The following is a 10,486-nucleotide window of genomic DNA, read 5'->3' as shown; positions in this document are numbered from 1 at the left end:
CCACGGAGCCCACCCTGCCCCGCCGCGAGGTGTATCCGTAGGGGAAGGCCGGCTCGGCCGTGAGCGCCCCCCAGAGGGCTCACGCCCGCGCGCGCGCATGCGCTAACATCCTCCCCGACGAGGCGGCGAGCCCAGGCACGCGGCGGCGTCGCGCGCCTCTCGGGGGGACTCCCATGAACCGGAGCACCACGTACCTGCTGTGTCTCACCGCGCTGGCAGCCGTCTCCAGCGGCTGCTTCCTGCGCACGGGCTACATCCTCGACGCGCTGAACACACCCGGGGACCCACAGGCGGCGCCGCTGCCCGTGCCCATCCAGGAGCGCGCGGCGCGCCTCACCCGCACGCACCTGGTGGACGCCTACGCCGACCCCGCCGAAGCCGCGCGCTGGATGTCCGCGATGGGCAACGCGCCCCAGCCCATCCTCGAACAACTGGACTGCCTGACGCAGAGCGCGGGCGGCAGCAACAGCGCGTGCTACGAGCGCTTCCTCCAGACAGCCATGGCGTCGCCGCAGTGGGGCCTGCCGTCGCTGCCCACCACGGTGGACCCCGCCGCGCCCTCACCGCGCGAAGTGGACGCCGCGCGCTTCCTGGCCAACACGCTGGGCATCGCCGCGTCGCTGATGGCCCTGCGTGATGCCCAGGGGGACCGCGTGCCCATCCAGGCGCTCACCCGCGGCATCCGCGAAGGCGCCGAGTCCGCCGCGCAGTACGTCAGCGCCCGCAAGTGGAACCGCACGCTGGGACGCCCATCCAACGCCCTGGTCCTGAGCGGCGGCGGCGCCAATGGCGCGTTCAGCGCGGGGGCCATCTGGCGGCTGCTCGGCGTGCTGGAGCAGTGCCGCGGCAAGCCGGCGCCGGAGGGGTGTGGAGACGCGCGCATCGACCTGGCGGCGGGCAGCAGCACCGGCGCGCTCATCAGCACGCTGGTGGACCTGTTCCACACGCCGGGCCACGAAGAGGCCGCGCGACAGCTGCTCATCAGCAACTACACCTGCTCGGTGGAGTCGGACCTGTACTGCGTCAACAACACCTGGATTTGGAAGATTGCCTCCGACCTGCGCGGCCTGGTCCAGTTCGACGGCATCTACGGCAAGCTCCGCGCGGCGGTGGTCCCCGAGCAGCTCACCAACGGCACGGAGCTGGTGGCCGTCTCCGTGGACTTCGACACCGGTGACGTCTTCGGCATCAGCGACCAGGACCCGGCGAACCTCGACCCGAACGCCACCGAAGAGCAGCGCGTGGAGGGCATCATCAACGGCGTCGTCGCCTCCATCGTGGAGCCCGTGCTCGCGGACCCGGTGCCGTGGCTGCCGTCACACACCGGGAGGATGAAGGGCTCCTTCTTCGACGGCGGCGTGCGCTCCGGACTGCCGCTGCTCCAGGCCGTTCAGCGCGGCGCCGAGCGCGTGCTGGTCATCTCCACTGGCGGCGTGGAGCCGTCACCGGAGAACCCGCCGGACAACGCCGTCAGCGTGCTGATGCGCACCATCGACCTGTTCGTCGCCCAGCCGCGCGTGGGTGAGGTGCAGCAGGGGGAGATGGCCGCCGTGGGCCGGCGCTTCGCGGAGTACAACGTCTGCGTGGAGCGCCTGGCGAACGTGGCCGACGCCGCCAGCGTCAACGCCTTCTGCCGCCGCACGGGCGCAGGCTTCGTTTCGCGCGAGCCCGGGGCCCTCAAGGCGGCCACCAGCATGTGGCTGGGCTCCGCCCGCTTCGACCAGGTGGCCTCCAGCTGGCGTTCGTCGTGGATGTTCCGTCCGGACTCGCAGCTCCAGACGGCCAGCGGCTACGGCTTCTCGCCGGAGGTCATGCGGCCGCTGTTCAAGGAAGGCGTGAAGCACTTCCAGCAGCGTTGCCATGAAGTGCTGCGCCTCTTCGAGATTCAGGGCACACTGGCCGCCTCGGAGTGCGACAAGCCGGTGGACGACGCGGTGTCGGAAGCCGAGGCGCGGTTCGCTCCACTGGCCCAGTGTACGAAGGGCAAGCCCGAGCAGCGCTCGTGCAAGTGAGCCCTGGAGGCATATCCTCCAGGCGTCCATGTCCGACCGGTCGTCCCTCATCCGTTGGCTCGTCATTCCCGGTGTGAGCCTGGGCGTGCTCATCCTGAGCGCCGCCCTCTCCTACTGGCTGACGCGCCCTGTCCACGACGAGCCGCTGCCCGTCGGACCGCCCCCCGCCGAGGAGCTGCCCGCCCCGCAGCCGCCCGGCACGCGCATCGCCCCCACGCCCGGCCTGTCACCGCCCAGCGTCACACCTCCTCCGGTGCAGCCTCCGCCCGGCTTCCCGTCCTCGCGGACCGACGTGCCCGCGCCGCCCGCGGCCTCGGGGGACCCGCGGCGCGTGGTGGAGGTGGAGCCGGTGGTCGAATCCACCACCGGCCGCATCCACGCCGACGACATCCGCGCCGCCATCCAGGCGGTGACTCCGCTCGTGCAGCAATGTTTCGAGGACGCGGCACAACGCAACCGGGGTCCGCAGACAGTGAAGTTGCGCTTCACCGTGGAGGCGGGCAACGAGGGCGGGGTGATGAGCGCGGGCGAGCTGGTGTCCAGCACCATCCCCGACCCCTTCGTGCAGGCGTGCGCGCTGGACTCGCTGCTGGACGTCCGCTTCCCGGCGCCCTTTGGCGGAGGAAAGGCGACGGTCGTCTACCCCTTCGAGTTCCGTGTCCCTGGGGAGACTGGCCGGTAGGGCCCGGTTTTGCGTAAGGTGCGGAGCCCCCGACCCTTCATGCCCGTTACCGTCGAACAGCTTGGTCCCCGTGACGCGGAAGCCCTTCGGGGGCTTTTGTCGAAGGACCCGGTCCACAACCTCTACCTGCTGGGGTTGCTGGAGGAGTTCGGCATCGCCCCCCGTGGCAGGGTGCCCTTCGCGTTCTACGGCCGCTTCGACAGCCAGGTCCTCACCGCCGCCGTGTTCGTGGGCGGCGACGGCGGGCTGGTGGTGCCCAGCGCGAGCGACGCGGGCGCCACCAGCGTCATCGCGGACGCGCTGTCCTCGCGCCTGACGCTGCGCTCCACCGTGGGCGACAAGCCGTCGGTGGACGCGCTGCTGCGCAGCCTGGCCCCGGGCAAGCCGCGCCTGTCGCGCACGCAGCGGCTGTTCAGCGTGTCGGCGGATGACCTGGGCCCCTTCACCAACCCGCTCTTGCGGTTGGCGAAGGAGGAGGACCTGCCCCGGCTGCTGCCGCTGGCGCAGGGCTACGTGCGCGAGGTGCACGAGCGAGACCCGTTGGCCGAGGACCCGCGAGGCTACGAGGCCCGCGTCATCCAGCGCGTGCGCCAGCGCCGCACCTACGTGTTGGAGGAGAATGGCGCGCTGGTGTTCAAGGTGGATATCGGCAGCCGCTCCCAATACGGCGCGGAGCTGGAGGGCCTCTACACGCTGCCCGCCGAGCGCAAGAAGGGCCACGCCCTGCTGTGCCTGGGCCAGATTTCCCGCCACCTGCTGTCCTCGCTGCCGCGGCTGACCCTGCGCATCGACGAGCGGGACGAGAGCACCGCCCGCATCGCCCGCAAGGTCGGCTACCTGGCCGGCCGGACGTGGCGGCTCGTCCTGGTGGAGTAGCCGCCGGCCGCGTACAGTCCGCGCCCGCATGAGCCGTCCCACGCCTTCCCGCCGTCCCCTCTCTGGAGAGGGCCCCGTCATTCTTCACGCCGCCACCGACTCGCGCTGGCTGCCCCTGGCGCTCGAGCGGTTCGACGAGGTGCTGGTGGACCATGCCCACTGCGAGAAGAAGGCCGCCGCCAACGCGCTGTCCATGCTCCAGGCCTACCCGGACCTGCCGGGGCTGCCCTCGCAGATGGCGCGGCTGGCGCGCGAGGAGAGCGCTCACCTGGCCCGCGTGTTGGACCTGATGGCGGAGCGTGGCCTCACGCTGACCAAGGACGCGGGAGACCCCTACGCCCAGGGCCTGCAGAAGCTGATTCGCACGCCCGCCGCCGAGCGCCGCCTGGACCGGCTGCTGGTGGCCGCCGTCATCGAAGCCCGCTCCTGCGAGCGACTGTCCCTGCTGGCCGAAGGCCTCACCGACCCGGCCCTGGCGCGCTTCTACGGCGAGCTGGCCCAGTCCGAGGACGGCCATCAGTCCCTCTTCTACCGGCTGGCCGTCACCGCGTCCGATGGCGACGAAACCCGCGTGAAGGCGCGGCTGGAGTGGATGCTGGAGCGTGAGGCGCAGGTCATCACCGACGTGGGGCTGCGCGCCGCCATCCACTGAGCCGTCACGGCCCCGTGGGCGCCCGCTGGCCCACGGCCGGGTGATGCGCCACCGGCGCCGGCGAGGCGCCCTTCTCCAGCGGCCACGCCCAGGGCACGGCCACCGTGAGCAGGACGACCAGCACCGCGGTCAGCGGCGTGCCCAGGCGGAAGAAGTCCGTGAAGCGGTAGTGCCCCGGCCCGTACACGAGCACGCAGCTGGGCTCCAGCGGGGTGATGAAGGAACAGCTGGCCGCCAGCGTCACCGCCATGGCGAAGGGCCGCGCGTCCACGCCGAGCTGCTGCGCGGCGTTGATGGCCACTGGCAGCACCACCAGCGCCGCGGCCTGGTTGCTCATCGGCGCGGACAGGACGATGGTCAGCACCATCAGCAACACCATGACCATGCGCGGGCCACCCAATGCGCCCAGCGCCGCCACCCGCTCTCCCACGAACGCGCCCGCGCCGCTCACCTCCATGGCCAGCCCCAGCGCCATCATGGAGCCGATGAGCAGCACCACACGCCAGTCCACGCGGAACGCGGTGCGCGGGTCCACGCAGCCAGTGGCAATCATCAGCAACATGCCGGTGAGGCCCGCCACCGACAGCGGCACCGCGTTCAGCGAGCCCGCCGCCAGCGCGCCCAGGAACAACACCACCGCCAGCAGCGCCTTGCCGTAGCGCGGCGGCTGGTACTCGTGGCCGCTGAGCACCGTCAGGTTGCCGCCCCGCGCCAGCTCGTCCACCCGGTCGCGCGCGCCGCGCAGCAGCAGCACGTCTCCCACCGACAGCGGCAGCATGGACAGCGAGCGCTCCCCGAAGGTGCGGCCCAGCAGTTGGAGCTTGGTGACGCGCTGGATGGCGGGCTTGCGGTGCAGGGCCAGCGCCACCAGGCCGTAGCGCTCCACGAAGAGCGTCTCCTTCAAGCTGCGCCCCACCAACGGACTGTCGGGCGGCACGCTGGCTTCGATGAGGATGGAGTCCTTGTCGTGCAGCTCCTCGTCGGACAGCCGCACGTCCGGGCGAATCTGGATGCCGCGCAGGTCCTTCACCCGCAAAATCGCCTCGCGGTTGCCCTCGATGAGCAGCCGCTCGTCGCCGTGCAGCCGGTAACCTGGCACCGCGGACAGGGCCTCGCCGTCGCGGATGATGCCGATGACGCGCAGCCCCAGCCCCTCCGAGATGTCCCCCAGCTCCTTGCCCACGTAGCGCGAGTCCGGGGGCAGCACCGCCTCCGTGAGGTAGTCGCGCAGCGTCCAGTCCTCCATGGCACCGCGGCCCTCGCGCGCCGGCAACAACCACGGCGCCAGCAGCACCACCCCGAGGATGCCGACAATCGCCAGCGGCAGCCCCACCGGCGCCAGCTCCGTCACGCCGATGCCCTGCATGCCCAGCCGCTGCATCGCCGCGGACATCACCAGGTTGGTGGAGGTGCCGTAGAGGAACACCATGCCGCCCAGCATGGAGGCGTACGCCAGCGGCAGCAGCACCTTGCTCTTGGGCACCTTGGCGCGCTGGGCCGCGCCGATGGCCACCGGCAGGAAGGCCGCCGTCGTCACCGTGTTGGAGATGACAGAAGAGAAGGCCGCCACCGCCACCATCATCGCCATGACGAACGTCTGATGGCCGAAGCGGGCGAAGAAGGCCAACCGTTGCCCCACCAACTGAACCACGCCCGTCGATGCGAGCCCCTGCGTCATCGCGAGCAGCGTGAAGATGAAGATGACCGTGTCGTTGCTGAACCCTTCGAACGCCTGCACGGGCGTGAGCACGCCGGTGAGCGCCAGCAGGCACACCACCACGAGCGAGCTGACCTCGATGGGAAGCGTGTCGAACGAGAACAGCACCAACGCGACGACGACAACACCCAGGACGATGGCGATGGTCATAAGGCCCGCCCCAACCTGTATTCGCTGCGCTGATATGGCGAGTGCCGTGGCGCAGTGCGCCGTTTACTTCTGGATGACCGGCCGCTGATAAGTGGAATTAGGAGCGGCCTGTTCGGTACCAAGGCGGGAGGCCGGTCGCGGGTTGCATTTATGCCCCCCTTCCAGAACGTTTGGGGCCTGTCTCCAGACCTGAACCACAAGGACGAATCCATGGCTTCGACGCAAGTTGCGGCGGAGGGCCAGCAGGCCCCCACGAAAAACCCCACGCTCCTCGCCTGGGTGGCCAAGATGGCCGAGATGACCCAGCCGGACAGCATCGTCTGGTGCGACGGGTCCGAGGCGGAGAAGAAGCGGCTGACGGACCAGGCGGTGAAGGAGGGCATCCTCATCCCGCTGAACCCGGAGAAGCGCCCCAACAGCTACCTCCACCGCTCCAACCCGAACGACGTGGCGCGCGTGGAGCACCTCACGTTCATCTGCACGCCGAACAAGACGGACGCCGGCCCGACCAACAACTGGATGGAGCCCGAGGCGGCCTACACCAAGCTGGGCAACCTGTTCACCGGGTGCATGAAGGGCCGCACCATGTACGTGGTGCCCTACGCCATGGGCCCCATCGGCAGCCCCTTCACCAAGCTGGGCGTGGAGCTGACCGACAGCATCTACGTCGTGCTGAACATGCGCATCATGGCGCGCATGGGGAAGCAGGCGCTGGACATGCTGGGTGACAGCGACGACTTCAACCGCGGCCTGCACAGCACCGGCGACGTGGACCCCGACCGCCGCTACATCTGCCACTTCCCCCAGGACAACACCATCTGGAGCTTCGGCTCCGGCTACGGCGGCAACGTGCTGCTGGGCAAGAAGTGCCTCGCGCTGCGCATCGGCAGCTACCTGGGCCGCGAGGAAGGCTGGATGGCCGAGCACATGCTCATCCTGGGCGTCACCAGCCCCAAGGGTGAGACGACCTACGTCGCCGCCGCCTTCCCGTCCGCGTGTGGCAAGACGAACTTCGCGATGATGATTCCGCCCGCCGAGTACAAGGGCTGGAAGATTGAAACCGTCGGCGACGACATCGCGTGGATGCACCCCGGCAAGGATGGCCGCCTGTACGCCATCAACCCGGAGGCCGGCTACTTCGGCGTGGTGCCCGGCACCAACTACAAGACGAACCCCAACGCGATGGAGTCCATCGCCAAGGACACCATCTTCACCAACGTGGCCCTGACGGCGGACGGCGACGTGTGGTGGGAGGGCAAGGACGGCGAGGTCCCCGACGAGCTCACCGACTGGCAGGGCCGCCCCTGGAAGAAGGGCAGCGCGGAGAAGGCGGCGCACCCCAACAGCCGCTTCACCGCGCCCATGTCCAACAACCCGGCGCTGAGCCCCAAGGCCAACGACCCGACGGGCGTGCCCATCTCCGCGCTCATCTTCGGCGGCCGCCGCTCCAACACCGTCCCACTGGTGCTCCAGGCCTTCAACTGGACCCACGGCGTGTTCCTGGGCGCCACCATGGGCAGCGAGACGACGGCCGCGGCCACCGGCAAGGTCGGCGTCGTGCGCCGCGACCCCATGGCCATGCTGCCCTTCTGCGGCTACCACATGGGTGACTACCTCCAGCACTGGCTGGACATGCAGAAGCACATCGCCCAGCTGCCGAAGATCTTCCAGGTCAACTGGTTCCGGCAGGACAAGAACGGCAAGTTCATGTGGCCGGGCTTCGGCGAGAACATGCGCGTGCTGGAGTGGATCGTGAACCGCGTCCACGGCCGCGTCCCCACCCAGGAGACGCTGCTGGGCTGGGTGCCCCGCGCCGACCAGGGCCTCAACCTCAATGGCCTGGACCTGGCTTCCGACGTGGTGACGGAAGTCACGTCCATCAAGGAGGACGAATGGAAGGCCGAGCTGAAGAGCCAGGAGGTCTTCTTCGAGCAGCTCGGCACCAAGGCGCCGGACGCGCTGATGCTCCAGCGCAAGCTGCTGATGGCGCGCCTGGACCACTGAGTCCCCGCCCGCCGGTAGCAACCTGAAATCTCCCGGGCCGCCTCCCGCTCGCACCGAGCGCGGGGGCGGCCCTTCCATTTTTCACAGGAAGTAAAAGTCAGCTCTTCGACCTTCCCGAAGCTCCGCGCTAGGCTCTCAAGTCATGAGACTGGCTTTCGTGTTGTCGGTGATTCTCGCGCTGGCGCCACCGGTGGCGTTCGCGCAGCGCGGGAAAAATGCAGCGGCCCTCATCAAGGACGGCGAGCGGCTGTACCAGGCAGGCAAGTACCGCGAGGCGGCGGATGCGCTGAAGAAGGCGCATGAAGCCCAGCCCCATCCGCGGCTCATCTACAACATCGCCATCTCCCTGGAGAACGCGGGAGAGCTGCGCGAGGCGGTGACCTGGTACCAGCAGTACGTCGGCGCCACCGACGGCACGGACCCGACGCTGCTCAAGCGCAGCGCGCGCAGCATCGACCGGCTGCGGGTGCTCATCGAGAAGGAAGACCAGACCGCGGCCGCGACCAACGCCGAGCGCCAGCGGCTCCAGGACGAAGCGGACGCCGCGCGCCGGCAGGCGGAAGAAGAGCAGCTCGCGGCCCGCCGCGCCGAGGAGGAGAGCCGGCGCCAGCAGGAGGCGGAGCTGCGGCGCGCGCTGACGTCCTACAAGCGCCAGCGCATCGGCGCGTTCGCCGCGGCCGGCGTGGGCGCGGCGGGCGTGGTGGCGGGCGTGCTGTTCGGCATGCAGGCGCGCGACGCGCGTGAGCAGTTCGACGGCGCCACCCGGGTGGAGACCAAGGAGGAGTTCGCCGACAAGACGCGCGGCCGGGCGCTGCTGGCGGACGTCGGCTTCGGCGTGGGACTGGCCGGTGTCATCACCGCCATCGTCCTCTACCCGAAGGATGGCCCCCCGGTCGCGGGGGAGGTTCGAGTCACGATGGCGCCCAAGGGCGCCGGAGCAGGAATGGCGGTGAGCTTCTGATGCGCGCGCTGCGATTGATGATGACGGGAAGCACCCTGCTGATGGCCGGGTGCAGCTTCACCACCGCCAGTGGACTGACGGAGTGCGAGACGTCCTCGGACTGTGAAACCGCGCAGGTGTGCACCGCGGGCTACTGCCTGCCGCAGCCAGAGGGCTGTGGAACGGTCTACGGCCCGGCCTCCGCGGCCAACGCCATTCCCCTGGGCGCCGCGGTGCCGCTGAGCACCTCTGACGGCCCGGACGAGTCCGAGGTGCAGGCGCTCAACGCCATCAAGCTGGCGCTCGACGAAATCAACCAGCGCGAGGGCGTCAACGGCCGGCCCTTCGTCCTCCACATCTGCGACACGCGCTCGGAGCCGAACCGCGCCGCCGAGCAGGCCCAGTGGCTGATGCGTGAGCGCCAGGTGCCGATGCTCTTCGCCTCCGGCAGCGCCCAGGCGCTCGCGGTGTCCTCGTTCACCGTGCCCAACGGCGTGCTGATGATGACGTACAGCGCCACCAGCCCGGACCTCGCCGCCATCAACGACCAGAACGGCACCACGGCGGGCCTCGTCTGGCGGACGGCCCCGTCCGACGTGCTGCAGGGCCGCATCATCGGAGACCTGCTCCAGGGCAACATCCTGGTGAACGGCGCCCCGCTCTACGACAGCATCTCCAAGGTCGGCATCAGCTACGTGAATGACGCCTACGGGCAAGGCCTCTTCGGCGTGACGCTGGGGCGCATCGACCCCACCCAGCGGACCGTGACGTCCGCCCAGTACACCCGCAACAGCGCCGACGTCTCCAGCGTGGTGCAGCACATCACCACCGGTCTGCCGGATGTCGAGGTCCTCATCGGCTTCTCCGAGGACAACGCGCGCATCATCAACCAGACGGCCGCCGCGGGCCGGAACACCCAGCGGTGGTTCTTCACCGACGCCGGCAAGGACCGGGGCCTCTTCACCGCGCTGGGCGCCAACGAGGCGCTCGTGGACGACGCCTACGGCACGTCTCCGGCGCAGGCCCGTCCAGACCTCGTCTATCAGCTGTTCGCCCAGCGCTTCCGCTCCGCCTTCAATCAGACGGACCCGGGGCAGTACTCCTTCACCGCGCACGCGTATGACGCCATGTACCTGGTGGCGCTCGGCGCCGCCTATGCCGCCGGTCCCGACGTCAACAACCCGCAGGCCATCACCGGCGCGCGCATGGCGGACGGCTTGGCGCTCGTGACGCCGGGCGAGGCAGGCACGACCCTGAACTACAACCTGGGCACGGAGGGCTTCGCGGGCGCTCGCGCGGCCATCCGCAACGGACAGGTCATCAACGTGACGGGCGCCAGCGGCGACCTCGACTTCGACGCCACGGGCGAGGCCCCGTCCGAATACGAGCTGTTCCGCGTGAGGGACGGCGGGTTCCAGACGGTGCAGCTCATCGCGCCGCCCACGGAGTGACG

The 10,486-nt window shown here is 69.9% G+C and carries 8 protein-coding genes; 7 read left to right on the top strand and 1 reads right to left on the bottom strand.

The annotated features are described in order from the left end of the window. Positions 1-173 precede the first annotated feature (173 nt). From HNV26_RS26530 to HNV26_RS26515, 4 genes are read left to right on the top strand one after another with little or no spacing between them, the layout of a single operon-like run. Positions 174-2,012, top strand: coding sequence for a patatin-like phospholipase family protein (locus HNV26_RS26530; protein WP_171442941.1), 1,839 nt, complete (start codon positions 174-176; stop codon positions 2,010-2,012). Positions 2,013-2,040: 28 nt separating this feature from the next. After that, entirely contained in the window at positions 2,041-2,694 is a 654-nt protein-coding gene (locus HNV26_RS26525; protein ID WP_171442942.1) for an AgmX/PglI C-terminal domain-containing protein, read from the top strand. A gap of 39 nt (positions 2,695-2,733) precedes the next feature. Continuing rightward, the gene (locus tag HNV26_RS26520; RefSeq protein WP_171442943.1) at positions 2,734-3,570 is read left to right on the top strand and encodes a GNAT family N-acetyltransferase; all 837 of its coding nucleotides are present in this window, start codon (positions 2,734-2,736) and stop codon (positions 3,568-3,570) included. 28 nt (positions 3,571-3,598) lie between these two features. Continuing rightward, positions 3,599-4,222, top strand: coding sequence for a MiaE family protein (locus HNV26_RS26515; RefSeq protein ID WP_171442944.1), 624 nt, complete (start codon positions 3,599-3,601; stop codon positions 4,220-4,222). A gap of 4 nt (positions 4,223-4,226) precedes the next feature. Here the strand turns inward: HNV26_RS26515 and HNV26_RS26510 are convergent, their stop codons facing one another. After that, entirely contained in the window at positions 4,227-6,089 is a 1,863-nt protein-coding gene (locus HNV26_RS26510) for an SLC13 family permease (protein WP_171442945.1), read from the bottom strand. 210 nt (positions 6,090-6,299) lie between these two features. Here HNV26_RS26510 and HNV26_RS26505 point away from each other — a divergent pair, with 210 nt between their 5' ends. The 3 genes from HNV26_RS26505 to HNV26_RS26495 all read left to right on the top strand — a co-directional run bounded on the left by HNV26_RS26505 (position 6,300) and on the right by HNV26_RS26495 (position 10,484). Continuing rightward, the gene (locus HNV26_RS26505) at positions 6,300-8,093 is read left to right on the top strand and encodes a phosphoenolpyruvate carboxykinase (GTP) (RefSeq protein WP_171442946.1); all 1,794 of its coding nucleotides are present in this window, start codon (positions 6,300-6,302) and stop codon (positions 8,091-8,093) included. Between the two features lie 142 nt (positions 8,094-8,235). Beyond that, positions 8,236-9,054, top strand: coding sequence for a tetratricopeptide repeat protein (locus HNV26_RS26500; protein ID WP_171442947.1), 819 nt, complete (start codon positions 8,236-8,238; stop codon positions 9,052-9,054). Further along, positions 9,054-10,484 (top strand): ABC transporter substrate-binding protein, encoded by a 1,431-nt coding sequence (locus HNV26_RS26495; RefSeq protein WP_171442948.1) that lies wholly within the window; start codon positions 9,054-9,056, stop codon positions 10,482-10,484. The genes HNV26_RS26500 and HNV26_RS26495 overlap by 1 nt, the downstream gene beginning before the upstream one ends. Positions 10,485-10,486 lie beyond the last annotated feature (2 nt).

The organism is Myxococcus xanthus (assembly GCF_013116825.1).
Taxonomy (GTDB): domain Bacteria; phylum Myxococcota; class Myxococcia; order Myxococcales; family Myxococcaceae; genus Myxococcus; species Myxococcus xanthus_B.
The sequence above is the reverse complement of the archived record's forward strand: the minus strand, read 5'-3'. Positions and strand labels throughout refer to the sequence as shown.